Annotated in this window: 14 protein-coding genes; 5 read left to right on the top strand and 9 right to left on the bottom strand. The window is 66.6% G+C overall.

From position 1 onward, the window contains the following. Window positions 1–13: 13 nt before the first annotated feature. From RIU97_RS23910 to RIU97_RS23890, 5 genes are all read right to left on the bottom strand, one after another. Window positions 14–601, bottom strand: a complete 588-nt coding sequence (locus tag RIU97_RS23910) for a toxin-antitoxin system, toxin component (protein ID WP_404959627.1) — start codon at window positions 599–601, stop codon at window positions 14–16. A 17-nt stretch (window positions 602–618) separates the two neighbouring features. Then, the gene (locus tag RIU97_RS23905) at window positions 619–1,251 is read right to left on the bottom strand and encodes a hypothetical protein (protein WP_404959626.1); all 633 of its coding nucleotides are present in this window, start codon (window positions 1,249–1,251) and stop codon (window positions 619–621) included. 84 nt (window positions 1,252–1,335) lie between these two features. Continuing rightward, window positions 1,336–1,704, bottom strand: coding sequence for a hypothetical protein (locus RIU97_RS23900; RefSeq protein WP_404959625.1), 369 nt, complete (start codon window positions 1,702–1,704; stop codon window positions 1,336–1,338). Then, window positions 1,701–2,273, bottom strand: coding sequence for a hypothetical protein (locus RIU97_RS23895; RefSeq protein ID WP_404959624.1), 573 nt, complete (start codon window positions 2,271–2,273; stop codon window positions 1,701–1,703). The genes RIU97_RS23900 and RIU97_RS23895 overlap by 4 nt, the downstream gene beginning before the upstream one ends. After that, window positions 2,270–2,620 carry a hypothetical protein gene (locus RIU97_RS23890; protein WP_404959623.1) on the bottom strand — a complete coding sequence of 117 codons (351 nt, stop codon included), beginning with the start codon at window positions 2,618–2,620 and terminating at the stop codon, window positions 2,270–2,272. Before RIU97_RS23890 ends, RIU97_RS23895 begins: the two co-directional genes overlap by 4 nt. Window positions 2,621–2,719: 99 nt before the next feature. Between RIU97_RS23890 and RIU97_RS23885 the strand changes: the two genes are divergently transcribed. Further along, entirely contained in the window at window positions 2,720–2,980 is a 261-nt protein-coding gene (locus RIU97_RS23885; RefSeq protein ID WP_404959622.1) for a hypothetical protein, read from the top strand. A gap of 751 nt (window positions 2,981–3,731) precedes the next feature. Here RIU97_RS23885 and RIU97_RS23880 read toward each other — a convergent pair. Together RIU97_RS23880 and RIU97_RS23875 are read right to left on the bottom strand one after the other, a co-directional pair. After that, complete coding sequence (locus RIU97_RS23880; protein WP_404959621.1) at window positions 3,732–4,283, bottom strand: ImmA/IrrE family metallo-endopeptidase; 552 nt, start codon at window positions 4,281–4,283, stop codon at window positions 3,732–3,734. Then, window positions 4,280–4,813, bottom strand: coding sequence for a helix-turn-helix domain-containing protein (locus RIU97_RS23875; protein ID WP_404959620.1), 534 nt, complete (start codon window positions 4,811–4,813; stop codon window positions 4,280–4,282). The genes RIU97_RS23880 and RIU97_RS23875 overlap by 4 nt, the downstream gene beginning before the upstream one ends. A 136-nt stretch (window positions 4,814–4,949) precedes the next feature. Between RIU97_RS23875 and RIU97_RS23870 the strand changes: the two genes are divergently transcribed. Genes RIU97_RS23870 through RIU97_RS23855 form a run of 4 tightly spaced genes read left to right on the top strand, consistent with a single transcriptional unit; the run spans window position 4,950 to window position 7,640 of the window. Further along, a complete protein-coding gene (locus RIU97_RS23870) occupies window positions 4,950–5,213 on the top strand; it encodes a hypothetical protein (protein WP_404959619.1) in 264 nt (87 codons plus the stop codon). A gap of 15 nt (window positions 5,214–5,228) precedes the next feature. Then, window positions 5,229–5,672 carry a hypothetical protein gene (locus RIU97_RS23865; protein WP_404959618.1) on the top strand — a complete coding sequence of 148 codons (444 nt, stop codon included), beginning with the start codon at window positions 5,229–5,231 and terminating at the stop codon, window positions 5,670–5,672. After that, entirely contained in the window at window positions 5,669–6,169 is a 501-nt protein-coding gene (locus tag RIU97_RS23860; protein ID WP_404959617.1) for a hypothetical protein, read from the top strand. The genes RIU97_RS23865 and RIU97_RS23860 overlap by 4 nt, the downstream gene beginning before the upstream one ends. Continuing rightward, a complete protein-coding gene (locus tag RIU97_RS23855; RefSeq protein ID WP_404959616.1) occupies window positions 6,159–7,640 on the top strand; it encodes a ThiF family adenylyltransferase in 1,482 nt (493 codons plus the stop codon). Before RIU97_RS23860 ends, RIU97_RS23855 begins: the two co-directional genes overlap by 11 nt. Window positions 7,641–7,985: 345 nt before the next feature. Here RIU97_RS23855 and RIU97_RS23850 read toward each other — a convergent pair whose 3' ends face one another. Then, a complete protein-coding gene (locus RIU97_RS23850) occupies window positions 7,986–8,306 on the bottom strand; it encodes a hypothetical protein (RefSeq protein WP_404959615.1) in 321 nt (106 codons plus the stop codon). A gap of 776 nt (window positions 8,307–9,082) precedes the next feature. Then, window positions 9,083–15,439: an RHS repeat-associated core domain-containing protein gene (locus RIU97_RS23845; protein ID WP_404959614.1), complete on the bottom strand. Its 6,357-nt coding sequence runs from the start codon at window positions 15,437–15,439 to the stop codon at window positions 9,083–9,085. Window positions 15,440–15,941: the final 502 nt, after the last annotated feature.

Below are 15,941 nucleotides of genomic sequence, written 5' to 3'. Positions count from 1 at the left end.
TGCGCAGTACCTGTCAGTTCCGGCGGAAGCGGTGTGCCATCGAGGCCTGGATGCGCCCGGCAAGGTCCTGGGGGTCGGCCGAGGAGCGGGCCTCTTCGAGCGCGGCCTGTACGTCTGTGGCGAACCGGAAGCCGAAGCGCTCCGCATCGACTTCCTCGTCGACCTGACGGGTGTCGGCGCGTGTGGCGACGTGGAGGGGGGCGTCCATCCGCCCGGTGGTCAGGAGATCGGCGTCGACGACATCGGAGATCACGGTCATGAGTTCCTCGAGAGCAGCGGTCTCCTCGCTCCTTCCGGCACGCGACGCGCCGGGACCATGGTGGGTGACGCTGCCGCAATGGCCCTGGAACATGTGCCACACCTCGTGCCCGATGATCACGAGCTGGTGCTCGCGATCAGTGTTCTCCTCGTAGACGATCAGGTCGTGGCTGGTGCGGTCGATCCACAGTCCACTGGCCGTCCCGGGCGGGAAAGTGGCCTTGCGCAGCCGGACGGACCGCCCCCGCACTTGGCTCAGGGCCTGCCCTAAGGCGGGGATGACCTCCCCGTCACCGGCGGGTGGCTGCAAGTTCCTGACGAGCTGGGCGCTGAGCCGCCGCATCGCCCTCGATCCCGTCCTCATCGCACGTCTTCGCTCTCGTCGAGTTCGAGCAGTGCCTTCAAGGTCGCGTTGAGCACGCTCCAGCGATCTGGTGGTAGATCCCTTGCCCTCCTGAGGGCGATGCCCCGGACGTCCTCGTACTCCAGCCGCACGGAAGCCATCGGATCGAGGGCGTCTTCCAGCCCCTCCTGCGCCGGCCGAAGCGCGGCAAGGACGGGCAGCAGAGCACGGTTGAGGGCCTCGGGAGCAGGGGCCGTGAAGAACGCCTCGCCCCCTCCGACGCCGAAGAAGCCCACGAGACCGTGGAGGAACTCAACGCTGGGCACCTTCTCGCCGGAGCACACCTGCCGCGCCCAGAACGCGGACACCCCCAACTCCCGGGAAATACCGCCGGCGAGGTCTGACATGCGTGTGCCGGTACGCGCGAGGTGTGCGTCCGCGAGGGCTTTGACGCGTGCCCGGACCCGTTCGCCGACCGTGTCGAGCGGCGGTTCGCCGCCTCGCAGCAGGATGCGGACCGTCTCCTCGGGGAGAGCCGTCCTGGCTGCCAGTTCTTCGGGGTCGAGCAGCTCCGACCGACTCATCTTCCGCTCCTGGACGAGCACTTCGAGGCGCTCAAGCGTCGTGTGCAGAGACGGGGCAGGGCCCACCGGGGTACTCCCATGTGCGCAGGAAGAGAAGCTGGCGTGCACATGGCACCGTACCCCGCACCCCCCGCGGATCTCAACGATCGTTTACCGGCCACGCGTCGATCGCTGACTGGATGCGACCGCCGCCCCGGCGACTCCGCGGGGGCCTACGCCCGCCAGGATCAGTACAACCGGGAGGGCGAACCACCAGCGCCGAAGGCGCACCAGCGCGACGAAGGCCTCCGTGACCGCGGCCGTCAGCAGCTCGGTCACCAGGGCGAAGAGGGACATCGCCCGTGCGGTGTCCGTGATGGTGCTGTCCCACTCTCCTTGCGGCTCGGCGAGCAAGGCGTTCAGCAGGAAGAAGCCGCCGATCGTGTTCAGTCCCAGCAACAGGACGGCGCACAGAGTCGTCGCGACCGGCCCCCCGCCCGCGGGCGTGCGTGCGGGACTCTTCGCGTCCTGCTCAGTCACCCAGGGCCTGCCTTGCCTCGTCGAGCTTGTACGTGAAGCCGCGCCCGTAGGCTTGGGCGTCGCCTGTCTGCCAGTACGGCCGCGGCCGCGTCGTAGTGGGGCTCCGCCTCATCGCGGATCTCGTCGACGTCCACGGTGATCTCGGCCAGCCAGTCGAGGACGCCGGTCCTCTTCCGGAGGTCTTCCCACTGCCGCATCGGCTCCGCTCGCCGTGCCGTCTCCGTCACGGGTGTGGCCACCCGTGACATGACCCGGGACAGAGTGGCCTCGCTCGACCGTCCGCTTTCGAAACGCGTCTTCGCGCGGCCGACGGCTTCCGCGTAGTCGACGAGAGCGGCCCAGGACTTGCGGAAGGCACCCGAGAGAGCGGTGGCCAGGCTGCCCGCCTCACGCAGCCGCTCCTCGTACAGGTCGTTGGCCTCACTCACCCACTCGGTACGCGAAGCCTTGAGGAACGCGCCGTCGGCCGACTCCAGCAACTGGTGGAGGCGGCGGTATTCCTGGGCGTTCCGTTCGATCAGGGCCGGATTGCACAGTTCGAGGAACTCGACGTCGACGCGGTAGGTCACTGCGGTGACCTGCCCTCGGACGGAACGAAGCGTCCCGATACGAGAACCCTGCGGATCTGCTCGTCCGTCGCGTGATCGGCTTCGGCGTAGTCGCCCGCGGCGGTCCTGAGCTTCGTGGAGAGGGCTGCGAGGAGGGACACGGTGTCGAGGTACTGGTCCCTGCTGAACCGGGCGAAGGAGTCGAGTGCCTCGGACACATCGTGGTGGGTGCGCGGCGCCTTGGCCATCACGGTCAACTCGCCGTCGGGACGCCCTGTGTAGAGCAGCCCCGCGAGCTCCACCAGCACGTGGGAGTTGCCGTTCATGGACGCGCCACTGGCCGTGTAACCGTCGCTGTGCCCCGTCACGTTCCGCCCCCGATTCGATCACGGTTGCACGACCATAGAGGGAGTGCGTTCCGCATTCGCACAGCCGTTCCAGATCTGGCTGAGAGTTGACCCTCCGAGGTGGGTGCACCGGCTGAGTTTGGCCCACCGGTACAACAGCGGCTGAAGCACCTCCAGCAGATCCCGCAAGACACCCTGGCCCACCAACTCGTCTACCCGTACCGCGCCGACTCCGATTCGGTCCACAGTCAGTTCGACCTCAGCCTCTGGAACCGCCGCATGATCGCCTACGGCGTCGAACGCCAGAAGCTGTTCGTCCTGGGCTTCGCCCTCTCCCAGAACGCCACCAGCCACCAGCTCCACCTCGGCAAGGCCGCATAGACCGAGATCCACAGACCCCGCAGACACATCGACGGCCGCGCCCACCGAGGGCGCGGCCGTCTTTCGTGCCCCGGGTCCACAGCCGACCCGAGCCACCCCGGACGCGAAACGGACATCAAGAAGCGCTTCGGCGACGCCCCCACCGTCCCGACAAAGGCCCCGCACACACGACATCGCCGAAACGGCGCAGGTCACAGGGCCCGAGATGGACGTGCTTGAGGCGCGCGACAATCGAGGCGACCACTCCCAGCCTGATCCGCTAGGCTGTCAGCGGTCAGACGGCTACCAGGCGTGTGCCCGGGAAAGTGTCCGCGAGGACGCTGCCCGATCCGCAGACGCACGCAAGCTGACCAGGACGTTTGTCCGTCCGAGTCGGGCGGCCCCAGCGGGGTTTCCGACAAGGTTCGCGACGAGCCCCCGCCTTCGTCGCCTTCGTGGGGCTTGACGGAAACCCTAGAAGCCCAGGTCAGAGGCTTGCTGCGGAAGCTGCCGAAAACGCTCCGCTCCCTTCTCGGAACGCTCAGCCCATCGCTGCAGGTCAGCACGGCTCCCTACCATCGCTTGAGCAACTGCCCCGTGGTACCGCCTCACGCCCGCTGAACATCGGCGCAACGACACACCTCTAGTACGCGCGCGCGTTCATCGCTGGCGGCCGCCCGGACTGCGCCACAGAGCGCACCAACCGACGTACATGCCCGCTCCCTCCACGTCCGGCGGTAAGCGGCAGCCCCACGGCGCCTGCCTCACACCGTCAGCGGCCTCGGACCTGCTTGGCCACCCCAGTGGTGTTGTACCGATACCGAGCCATCTCCTCGGTCACTCCGTAATGCTCGGCGATCTGTACCGGCCCCCATTGGCGGCGGACTGCGCCGAGCAGCAGGGGGCGCGGAAGCATGAGTGTTCCGCCAAATGCAGTGGCCTGCTCTTCCTCGTCGGGACGGCAGGTCCTGAAGGGCATGCCATTGACTTCGCGAATCTCGGTGAGGTCATGGTTCAGGACGAGGTGGGAGAGCTCATGGGCCACATCGCTGGCCCTGCGACCCGGGGTTCGGAGCGGGTTGGTGACGACGACGTTCTTGCCAGAGACCTGGAAGGTGGCGGCGGAGAAGGCGTACGCCTGGACCCGTTCGAGTTCTTCGAGGCGGGTGCGGCCGACGAGCTGCTCGGCGCTGATGATCTTGACCTTGAGGTAGTCGGCGAGGTCATCGACGTTCAGGGCATCGGTGTCACTGAGGTCGAGTTCGCGGCGCAGCCGAAGGGCTTCTCGCTCGGCGTTGGCCTTGAAGCCTCGGGGGAGGGTCACAGTTCGCCTGCTTCGACAAGTCGTTCAAGTTCGGTGTTCATGTCGGTGAGCAGGTCGGCGAGCCGCTGGGGGACGCCAGGACGCAGCACCGAGGCAGCCCGGAGGTGGCAGGCAAGGGCGGGTACGGCGGGGACCGCCTCCTTCGCGAGAGCGTCGTAGAGGTCGCGCAGAACGGAGCTGATCTTGTCCGCCGCGTCGCCGGTGAGCCGAGGGTCTGCGTGGAGGTGGGTGATGGCCTGATCGAGGGGCGAGATCTGGCGGGTGACGATCGGGGTGAAAAAGCGGCTCGGGGAGACGCCAAGCCAGGCACAGAGGCGGGTGAAGGTGGCGAGGTCGGGCTGGGCGCCGGCTTCGACCCGGGTGAGGGTGCTGAAGCTGACGCCCGCTTCGGCGGCGGCCCGCCGGAGAGAGAGGGGGCCGCGGCGCTCCTTCAGGAGGCGTCCGAGTTCGGCGATGTCGAACTGTTCGACAGCATCTGGTCCGGTCGTCTCGGGGTCCGGGAGGGGGAGCTGGCTCCGGTCGGGGCTCATACGGGCAGCGTAGCGCGCAGCAATAGGGCGATGCCTCTTGACTGCATCACCCTGAGGTGATCACACTCACAGTAGATGCATTGACGCTTTGTTGAATCAACAGCTCCGTCAACCCCCAAGAATCCAGGAGACCGCTATGTCCCAGCCCCACCAGATCAAGACCACCGTGACCTCCGCCCTCGCCGAGCACCCGTACAAGCACGACTACACCCCGCCGGTGACCGCAGCGAGCGTCCTCTCCGACGCCCTCACCGCCTTCGGCTTCGCCAGCGACGGCACCACCCGCTACTACCTCTTCCACAACGGGCACGAGGTCCCGCCCGGGGCAACGGTGGGCCAGCTGGCCGGGCAGGCCAAGGCCGTCCACCTGAAGCTGCGCACCGAGACCACCAACGGCTGAGCCCGGGAATCAGTCGTGGATCTCGAGAGCCGTCTGCGGCTGGCGGGCGATGTCCCGGCGGTCGAGGAGTTCCTCTCTTCGACCGCCGGCCGCCTCCACCACCGCGACCAGGACCCCGACGGCCTGTTCTGGGCCGAAGTGCAACCGGACAACGGTGAGCGCGCAGCGTTCATCGCCCGGATCGAATGGACGGTCTACCCGGACCGGCCGCCCTCCCTCCTCTTCGTCGAGTCGATCGGCGACTCCAGAGTCGGAGCGCCCAATGCCTGGCCGGGAGCGAATGGCTACCGCTACGCCTCCAACGACGTGTGTAAGCCGTTCACCGCCGAAGGCCAGAGGCTCCACCCCGAGTGGGGCAGCGGGCCGCACTCCTGGCGGAGCACTGGCAATCCCTTCCTGCACGTGATGGAGAACGTGCAGGACGACATCGATCGCGTTGACGGGAGGCGTGCAGGATGACCACCGACACGAGGGAGCTGGTGCTGCCGGCCGGTGCGGTCGACCCGGTGCTCCAGGAGATTCGGCGCCACGGGCTGGCTGACCTGGAGACCGGTGCGCTGCTGCTGACCGGGCAGTCGGACATGCGCGTGCTGGTCGTGGCGGTGGCCGGGACGGCGGGGATCGTGCGAGGTCCGGGTCTGTTTGCAGTGAGCGCGGTCGCGTACGACCGACTGTTCACCTTCGCCGAGGAACGGTCTTACCGGGTGCGGGCGATGGTCCACTCGCATCCCAAGGAGGCTTTCCTGTCGCGGACCGACCGCGCGTACTCGTTGCGGGTGCCGGGGTTCGTCAGCGCTGTCGTACCGACCTACACAGCGCCGCCAACCAACCTGGCATCGTGGGGGTGGTGGCGTTTCGAGCGGGACTGGGTGCCCTGCACCACTCCAGCGGTCGACCCTGCTCTGCCCCCGGTGCACACGGTGGTGTTCGACGAGGAGGGTGTCCGTGAGCACTGATTACAGCCGCAGCGTACGCCTGGGCGGCATGGCCGCCGGCGTGGAAGAGACCACTTTGAGGGAGCGGATGGAGGGCGCGCTGGTCCACCTGACCGCGGACGGGCGCATGCCCGCAGCCAGCGAGACTCTCGACGTACTGGTGGCAGATCTGCGCCGGTGGCCGGTCCGGCTGAGTCTGGACCCTGGCCGCGGACCGGGACGGCTCGACGCCCCACTCATCCGCAGGCTGGCGGTAAGGGCGACAGAGATCGATCCGGACCGCCCGCTCCGCGTCGGCGAGGCCCAGAGCCAGGCGCCGCTGCACCTGCACGTGGGAACCGCACCACCGCCGGGTTCTACGGTGGCCGGCGCGCCGGACGGGCACGGCGTCCGTCTGCGACACGCCGGCCATCCCTTCCCCCGACTCAACGCACCCGGTACGGGGCTGGGCGCGGTCCTCACTGCAGCGATGCTGGCTGGCGAGGCATTCAAGGTCGTCGCCGGGCTGCCGGAGGGGAAGTTCCAGATGACTCCGGTCGTGGACTTCTGCCCCGTCCTCCCCGGTGAGCGACCCGGGACCGTCGTCACCCCGCTGCCTGCGCTGGACCAGGTGCTGCTGGGCGGAGGCGGAGCGATCGGCACCGGCATCGCCCTGGTCCTGGACCTACTGGAGGCCACCGGCAAGTTGACGGTGGTGGACAAGGAGGTCTTCGAGAAACCGAACGTCACCTCGTACAGCATCGGTACCCTGGCCGACGCGGCTGCGGGCCTGTCAAAGGTGCGGTTGATCGACGCACACCTACGGCGGATCGAGGTGACCCCGTTCCACGGGACGATCCAGGCTTCCATCGAAGCCGTCGATGCGGGCACCCTGCCGTGGCCCCGGATCGTCCTGGGGGGACTGGACAGCATCGAGGCCCGACACGACCTGCAGCGGCTGCATGCCGATCTCATCCTGGATGGCGGCACCGGCGGCCCGGTCGGCACCACGGTCGCACTGCACGAGGCTCTGCCCACCGGCCCCTGCCTGCGCTGCTTCTTCAAGCCCAACCACACCGGGAAGAGCCCGGAGCAGCGACTACACGAGCTGACCGGGCTCCCGCTATCCCGAATCGCCCGCGGACCGGAGCCTCTGACCGAACGGGACCTGGAAGGTCTGATCGATCAACAGCGAGAACTTGTCAGCCAGTTTCTCGGACGACCGGTGTGCGGGCTAATCAACTCAGCTGAGCTGAAAGGTAGAACGGACGACACGTTCCGTCCCTCGGCTGCATTCGTGGCACAGCAGGCCGCCTGCCTGGTCGTCGGCGCCTGGATCGCACGCAGCACAGGCCTGCTCAGTGGGCCTCCACGGCGCATCGAGTACGACACCCGCTTCGGCCCACGACCCGACCAGATGATTGACCACCGACTTCCCGCAGCCGAGTGCGTGTGCCAGAAGGACGCTGCTCTCATCAACCTCATTCGGGAAGCCCGACGCATCCACCATTGACGCCCGGCTGGAGGTGGCGGCTGGGAGCAGAGTGGTGCAGCGTACATGTAATGGCTCTAACAGACACTGCCGGAGCGCCGTCCCCGGACGCGCTCCGCAATGGGTAGCCCAAGGCAGCTCGAGGTCGACAGCCTGCCTACCGATCCCAGCCAACCAGGTCGAGGAGACCCCCTAGCCCCCAACCTTGAGCCGCCGCCCAGCGAAGCTCGGCGGCACCTCCGCCGTCCCGACGGCGGCCTAAACAGACGGCACTACCCGACCTGGAATCTTGCCCCTCGACTCGGACAGACACGACGATGGCGGGGACGCGCCGTGCAGGCTACGCGAGCGGTGTGCACGGCACACTCAGATCCAGTTTCCCCAGCCGAACGTGACGATGTAAGCGCGGCGGACGGCGCCCCACCCACGACCACTACCGATGAAAATTGCACCCAGGGCAATGAGAAACCAAGCCGCGAATCCGGCAGCCACTATCAAGGCCCATCGAAGGCCGGCGAAACTGCCAACCACGATCAGGGCGACGGCTGTCACTACCAGGCCAAGATGAGCAGCTGGGAGATCCGTACGCAGCGCCGCGCGCACGGAATGGCGTTCGTCACAAATGTCCCGGGTGTACGGGAGGGCAGCCGAGTCGGCGCCCCTCGCCTTCTCAGAGTCATCGTCCACGAGCAAGCCCCCTCCAGATCCGGATGCAGCACCAGTAGCCTACGTCCAATCGGGATCCGCGTCGGTGTACACCAGGGCATCCTCGGCAGGATGAGCGAAGCCCTCTTGACAATCCCGGAACCGGCACGACCCGACACTCTCAATCGGCACCCCCAGAACAGCGGGGCTCAGGAAAAGTCGGCCGGGTCAGGAACACGCAAGTACCGGACAATGGTGTCGCTGTCGGCGGCATAGCACAGAATTCGAAGATCCCCACCGTCCGGCGTTCGATACTGCAAGATCTGCATCCCTGGCCGCCAATGGGAATTACGCGAGACTCTGCCACCCGCCGGAATATGCGTAATTCTCTGGAGCGGCCGAATGAAGCATACACCTGCAGCACCCCTAGCCAGCTTCCCATAGACAAAGCCCGTCTTACCGATACCGGCTGCCCACGCCAACCTACAAGGGACGGAAAAGCCCTCCCGCGGGGCACCGGCCACAGACCGTCTAGCGGCCCTTCGGGAAACCACAGACCTCATTACGGCACCAACGGCCCACGAGGCCAAAGCAACCATGACGCCACCTATTAAAATCTCCACACCCAAACACCTTTTCCTTCAACAGCAGGCCATCAATTCAGCACATGGAGATCACGCATGTGATCACCTGATCGCCGATGTCCAACGCTCGCCAAATCCCTTGCGCCGCGGCAACTTTGAACCGACTAGAACCAACAAGGCGCCGCTGCCCGAAGGAAAGTCGGGCAGCGGCACGCCTCTAACCCTCGCACTCAACTAGAATAGGTTCTTCATGTATGTGACCACCCTCCCCGTCATGCCAGCGTAGTCGTTCCTGGCAAGGCCAGCGAATAGCGGGTCAGAGGCCCCTCGAGTCGTCAGCCCCGGACCCGCGATGCCCTGCTTTGGGCCCAGAACGAGGCCGCCCAGAAGACCTCGCCCAAACGTTGCACCGCCGATCATCCCCATAGCCTCGGCCTTCGCGGTAGGGAGCAGGAACTGAGTTGCCCCGCGAGCCCTTTCCTCTTCGGATGCAACCGCCATGTGAGCGCCTAATCCAGCCGTGAATAGTGCGGCAGCGCCTACTAAGAACAGCCCGCCGCCACAGACTACAGACGCGATACATGCCGCCGTGCCTGCCGCCGCAACAACTCCGATGGCGAGATTTACACCCTTATGCTTCCACCAGTCTGAACTCCCAAGGCTGACGTTCCACGCGTCACGGATTTTCGCGACAAAACCCTTCTTCTGCGGCTTCTTATCCGCCTTCACCGAGGAAGTTGACCAACCCCTATTGGAGGACTTACATCCGGGGTCTTTTCGACAGGCATAGTTGGCGCGGATCTTCCGTTTCACATACGCCGTATCGAGCGTCCCGCCGGCAATGGCGACTTCTTTCTCATAGTTGTGGCCGTAGTCGTACGCATTGCTGCCGTTGGTGCATTTGTACATGCCACTCTGGCACTCCGGGAGGGCCTCACCCGTGGGGTCCCACTCGGTGAGCGGGCTGTTGTTGCCGTACTGATAGGCGTTGTGCTGGCGCGGGTCGTCCGCCACCATCAGCGGGTCCACTGAGAGGAAGCGGCCCATCACCGGGTCGTATTCGCGGGCCTTCAGGTGGATGAGTCCGGTGCTCTTGTCCTGCGTGCCTCCGACGAAGCCCCGTTCTCCCGGCCACGCGGCCGGCCCCGAGCCGCGGTCCTCGCCGAAGGGCTTGGTCGCGCGGCGCTGGACCTGCAGGGTTGCGGCATCGACGGCGGTGGTGCCGGTGTTGTGGTGGTCGGCGGCGACGTAGGAGATCTTGCCGTCGGACGTGCGGACGACGGTGGTGCCGCCGGGGGCGGCGTAGTAGCGCGTACCGGACACTGCATTCGTGCTGGTGTTGAGGGTGAGCTCGTTCGAGCCGAGGTAGAGAGTTGTCTTCCCCGGGTCCCTGCGCAGCAGCCGGTTGCCGTCGGCATCGTAGAGGTACGTGGACGTCCCGGCAGCGGTTGTCGCCGAGGCGAGTTTGCCTTCGGGCGTCCAGGTCAGCGTCTGCGTGGTGTCCGTGGCACCGGGGCGGGTGAGTGTGTTGCCTGCTGCGTCGTAGGTGGTCGCCCTGCTGACGGACGGGCCTGCGCCTGTGTTCTTGGTGGTGGAGGTCGGGGCGTGGGGGCGCGGGGAGCCGGGCGCCGGGTAGGTGTGAGTGGTGGTGACGGTCTTGGCCGGGTCGCCGGCGGGGTCGTGGTCGGTGGATGAGGTGCGGTTGCCGGTCACGTCGTAGGTGAAGGACTGGTGGTACGGCGCGGTGCCGCCGACCCTGCCGGGCTGCGGAGCGGCGTTGGCGCAGGCGCCGATGCCGGGGACGGACGGTCCGGGCTGGGTCGTGGTGGTTCCGGTGTCGGTCCAGGCCTGGGTCAGGCGGCGCAGGTAGTCGTGCGTGAAGCACTGGGTCTCGCGTGCGGCGCCCTGGGTGCTGGTGACCGAGGTGACATCGCCGACCGGGTTGTAGGTGTAGTCCGTGATGTCGACAGGTGACCCGGAGTCCTGCTTCTTGAGCTGAGTGTTCAGGAGACGCCCGGTGGCGGGGTCGCGGGTCTGGGTGAAACTGACCTGCCGCGGGTCGTCACCGAAGGTCGTGCGCTGCACCATGCCGAACTCGTCGTAGTCGGTGAAGTTGACGTAGCCGACGTTGTCCGATCCGTAGGAGACTGGCAGGCCGTTGACGTTGCGGCCTGTGCTCAGGCGCTCCTCGGGCAGGCCGCCCATGGCGGGCAGCGTGGTGCGGCGCTCCAGCCCCGTGATGGGGTCGTAGGTGGTGGCGGAGGTGTAGGTGCCGGTGAGTGCGCCTTCGCCTGCGGGGACCGTGAGTTTGGTGCCGGTGGACCGGTATCCGGTGTCGTATCCGGTGGTCTCCTGACGCCAGGGCTTACCGTCCACCCAGCTGGTGGAGGCGGTGAGCTGGCCAGGGAGCAGGGTGTCGTACTCGTAGGTGGCCAGCTTGGTGCCGTCGACGGTGTTCAGGTTGCGGGAAGTGGGGCGGCCCAGGATGTCGTAGGTGGTGAAGACCCTGGTGCCGCGCGCATCCTCGGTGGATACGGGACGCCCGGCATCGTCGTACGTAGTGGTCGAGGCGCCCTTGTCGGGATCCAGCGAGCGGATCTGGCGGCCGCGGAGATCGTATTCGTAGGTCCAGACGTTCCCGGCCGGGTCTGTGATCCGGGTGAGCTTCCCATCGGTGTTGTACGCGTACCGGGTGCTGTCGAAGTCGCCCTCGGGCTTGGCGGACTTGTACTTGCGCCGCTCGACCGTGTGGCCGAGGGCGTCGGTGATGACGCTGCCGGCCGTTTCTCCCTTCGGCGGGGTGGTGTCGGTACGGTCGGCGCCGGGGTAGGCGGTGGTGGTGCGCCACTGCTCGATCGCCTTGGACGAGAAGGTCTTGGCGACCGGACGGCCGATACCGTCGTAGAGGGTGCCGTTCTGGCCCGGAACCATGTTCTCGTCGGCAATGAAGCGGGTCTTCACCGGGTCTGATGTGGTGTTGAAGTACTGCTCGTTGGTCTTGAAGGCACGACCGTGGCTGTCGTAGTGCGTGTCCGTGATCAGACGGCTGGTTGCCGCTCCGTTCTGCGGGGTCGACTGGACCTGGACCTGCTGTCCGAACGCGTCGAGGATGGCGACGGAGGTCGCGTACGACTGGTTCGAGCGGAGCGTCCGGGTGGTGACGGAACTCGCGGCCGTGTTGGTGAGGTCGTACTCGAAGACCTTGCTGGCGCCGGCGCTGCGTGCGCGGCCGGGGAGCCAGACGCCCGTGGTCCTGCCGAGCGGGTCGTAGGCCACCTCGGTGGTGCGGTTGTTCTGGTCCACGGTCTTGACCGGCACAGCACGCAGCGGGTGCAGGGTCGTCGTGGTCGTCCAGTCCTTGGCGTTGGTGACCTTGACCGTGGTGGCGGGAGCTGGCGCGGCCGGCTCGTAGACAGTGGTCGTCTTGGCACCGGCGGCATCGGTGGCACTGATGACGCGACCGTAGGCGTCGTAGGTGGTGGCGCTCTTCACGCTGTACTTCGGCTGACCGGACTCGAAGCGGTCCAGTTCCTCCGTACTGGTGACCTGGCCGGATCCGGTGAGTGTGCCGTGGGGCTGGCCATCGTAAAAGGTGCGGTTGCGGCTGAGGGTGTTCGCCTCCGTCGCGTCCGCGGTGCAGTCGCTGCTGCGGGTCTCGACGGTTTCGGAGACGCGGTCGATCATCCAGTTGGCGGTGTTACGGGCATAGGACGTCACGGTGCAGGTGTCCGGGAATCCATCGGCCCGGTCCAGGGTCCATTGCTCCATGCCGTAGGTATCGTCGTACTTCACGGTCTCCGAGGTGGTCTGCCACGTCTTGTCGGCACGCAGCTTCTTCTCCTGGAAGGAGCCCTCGCGCTGTATCTGAGCGGTGAGGGCGGGAAGCTTCGTACCTCGGCTGTGAGTTGCGGTGGCGGCGGAGAGCCACGGCTCGTTCTGGGACACGGTGACGAGTTCGCCGCCGTCGGAGGCGAAGGTCTGGGTTTCGCGGAGGGTGCCGGCAAGCGGGTTGCTGTCCTTGACCGTGTTCCCTGTGAGGCCGGTGAAGGTGGCGGTGCGCTTGCTGCCGTCGGCCTTGACGTCTCCGTCCATACCGCGCAGGTAGAAGTTCGCGGTCTTGGAGACGGCGTCGGGGGCGGTACCGGCGCGGGTGATGACCTGTTCGTAGCCGCGGAACTGGTTCCAGGTCCGGCGCTTGTCCTCGGTCAGTTCCTCGTCGTCCCGGTGCCACGCGGCGCCGCCGACGTACTCGTACCGCGTCTCCTGGGGGCGGGACCCGCCGAAGGGGTCGATTTCGGTGACGCGAGTGACGACGTACTTGTGGAACCAGTCCAGGGTCGGATCGTTCGGGCTCTTGTCGTCCGGGTTCCAGTAGACCGGGAAGCAGCGTGTGGTGTTGGCGTCTTTCGAGGACGGCAGGCCGGCTCCCGGACCGCAGTCCGGGTCCGCGTATCCGACATCGATGACCTGGCCCGTCTCGGATGTGATCCCGACGATGCGGCGCCGGTTCATCGCGGGCCTGTTGTCGACACTGGAGTCGACGCGGTTGTTCCTCAGCTTGCCGGTGAAAGTGACCGGCTTGGTCTCGAACGTGCTCTCGCCGTCGTAGCCGGTGCGGGTCAGCGAGGAGAGCCACAGGGCGGGCGCGGTGTGGTCCTCGGGATTGGGGAACTCGTGCTTGAGCTCGTAGAGGTCGACGTTGTCGTAGCCGCCGGCGGTGTTCAGGACCTGGGTAGTGATCTTGGTGAGGCGCTTGGTGGTCCAGAACGTGGCGGAGTAGTTCTCACAGGTGCCCGTGCCCGCACACTTCTGGTCGAAGGGGACGTCGGGCCACTTGGTGGCGTTGGCCTTGGTCAGCTTGGCCGAGGCACAGTCGAAAACGTCCTTCTCGGGAAGGCAACGCTCCGAGGTGCCGAAGAGCAACTGGGCGGTCGGCTTGACGGTGTCCGCATCGGTGAGCTTCAAGCCATATGTGATCTTGTTGAGATTCCCGCCACGAATGTACGGGGTGAGATCGCCATTGGGTGTCGCCGCCGACGCTCCGCGCTTGTAGTGATTGGTTTCCGTGTCGTACCAATGGGTGATCAGCCCGCCGCGCGGGTCGACCACGAAGTCCAGATTCCAGCGCCAGGCCTGCTGACACCAGGACGCGGCAAAGGTGGACTGGTGGCACTCCTCGCCGGCGTTGTTGCCGTAGACCGGTGTGGTCCAGGCGGAGTTCGTCGGCGGAGCGGTTGTGCTGCCCGGCTTTCGGCCCGCGCCGAAGTAGTACTGGGTACCGTCCGCGGTGGTGACCTTCCAGTACTCACCATTGTTGTCGCCATTGATCGCGCCGGTCAGCCGTTCGACCTTCGATGCGTCGTCGTCCTCGAGCCGCCAGGTACCGGTCGCGTCGTGCCGCACGAGGGTCGAGGACTTGCCGTTCAAGGAAAGGGTGGCGTTGTGGCCGGCCAGACACTGCTCGCTCGATTCGGCCTGACCGTCCTTGGCGCACGGCTTGAAGGCCCGTTCGACGAAGCCGGGCGAGTAGTCCCAGCCTTCACCGATCCACGAAGCCTGGTTGTTGGTGGCAGCGGTGCGGCCGTCAACGGATTGGGAGTTGTAGGCGAGGGAGACAGCGGGCTTGGAACCGCCCAGCCCGTCGGGAACGTTGATCGGGTACGACCAGGAGAAGCCGCCCGCGTTGCCGCCACTGGTCCACTTGCCGGAGGGCGCGAGGCTGGTGGCCGTATACGTACCCGCCGGGCCGCCCGGAGCCGCTGAAGCGGCGATCACGGTTGCCCCGCCCGTGGCGTCCGAGGCGCTGCCGGCACGCTCGCCGCCCGCTGCCGAGGCTCCCTTGAGGGTCACTTCCGTGCTGAGGAACCCGGCACGGTTGCCGTCCTTGGCGGTCGGCAGGGGTGTCTGCGTACGGCACTCCGCCCGCTCGGGAGTCGTCAGTGCGCACTCGGGCAGAGCCACCAGGCGGGCTCGTGAGAGCCAGTCGCCGCCGAAAGCTCCCGCGATGTACGAGGCGTCCACCGAAACTCTGACAGGGCCGCCCTTCGGCGCTTCCCCGACTGGTCGGACTGCGAGCAGCAGCCCTTGCACACCAGCCTTCTCCGCAGCCGACCTGTCCGTGACCTGCACGGCGGCCTTGCCGGTGCGCGGCGCGTCCTTGGCCGGCGCCGAGCTCACCCAGACGGGAGCAGCACCCGCGCGGCTCGGGTCGGCGGCGAGAGGCGCGGCGACACCGGAGGGCGTAGGCGCGGCGAGAAGATTGCTGCGCGGAGGGAGGGACGACACCGCGCCCAGGTCCACTTCCGCCCGCGAAGCGGGTGGCCAGTACACGTCCACCGGCCGCCATGCTCGCGCCCCGTCGCCCTTCGGAGTTTTCGCTTCCGCTTTCGGGGCGTTCTTCCCGGAGACCGATTCGGTCTTCTTCAGGCTGCCTGGTGACCAGCGACGCTGTTCTTTGGGCTGCCACTGCGCGGCCTCGGCCGTGCCTGATCCGACGACCAGCGAGAGCGCCACTAATACCGGAATCGCGACGCTCTGTTTAATCTTCGATTTTCTTCTTACTGGCTGAAATCCAGCCGCTGGTACCGACACGGCATTCCCCCCAAGGTCGCCGAGTGGATCAATTGGCCTGGCAGCCTAGCGCGTTAGCAAATCGCAAAATCGAGAGCAATTCAGACAAGGAGTGCCCCACCGGCGTGCACATCGAGGAAACATGACCGAAAATAGCCCGTCAGGCAGCAAAGTGACTCGATCACGTCAGTCAATTGATCCCGATTACGGAAATAAGCTCCAAGGAATCTGCGATTCCAGATTCACACCCGCAGCGACTGGAAGCAAAGGGCTGTTAGCGTTCACGCCCAGTTGACAGCCATCTATTCAGACCGGGGAGTCCGCCGTGGGGGGCACACTGAGAGAGAGGCGACCAGCCAGTCGGCCGATCGCCGTTGCAGGAATGGTCTTGCTGACCCTGACCATCACATCCGTTGGCGGAGCGCCCACCGCGTCAGCGGCATCCGGAGTGGGCAGACCGGCAGCACCGGCCGCCCAAACGCCGCCGAAGCGGCCTACTACCGAACGGGAACGAGCAGAGGAG

The sequence above is a fragment of the Streptomyces sp. 147326 genome (assembly GCF_045000215.1).
In the GTDB taxonomy this organism is placed as follows: Bacteria; Actinomycetota; Actinomycetes; order Streptomycetales; family Streptomycetaceae; genus Streptomyces.
This window is presented reverse-complemented; position numbering and strand designations above follow the sequence as displayed.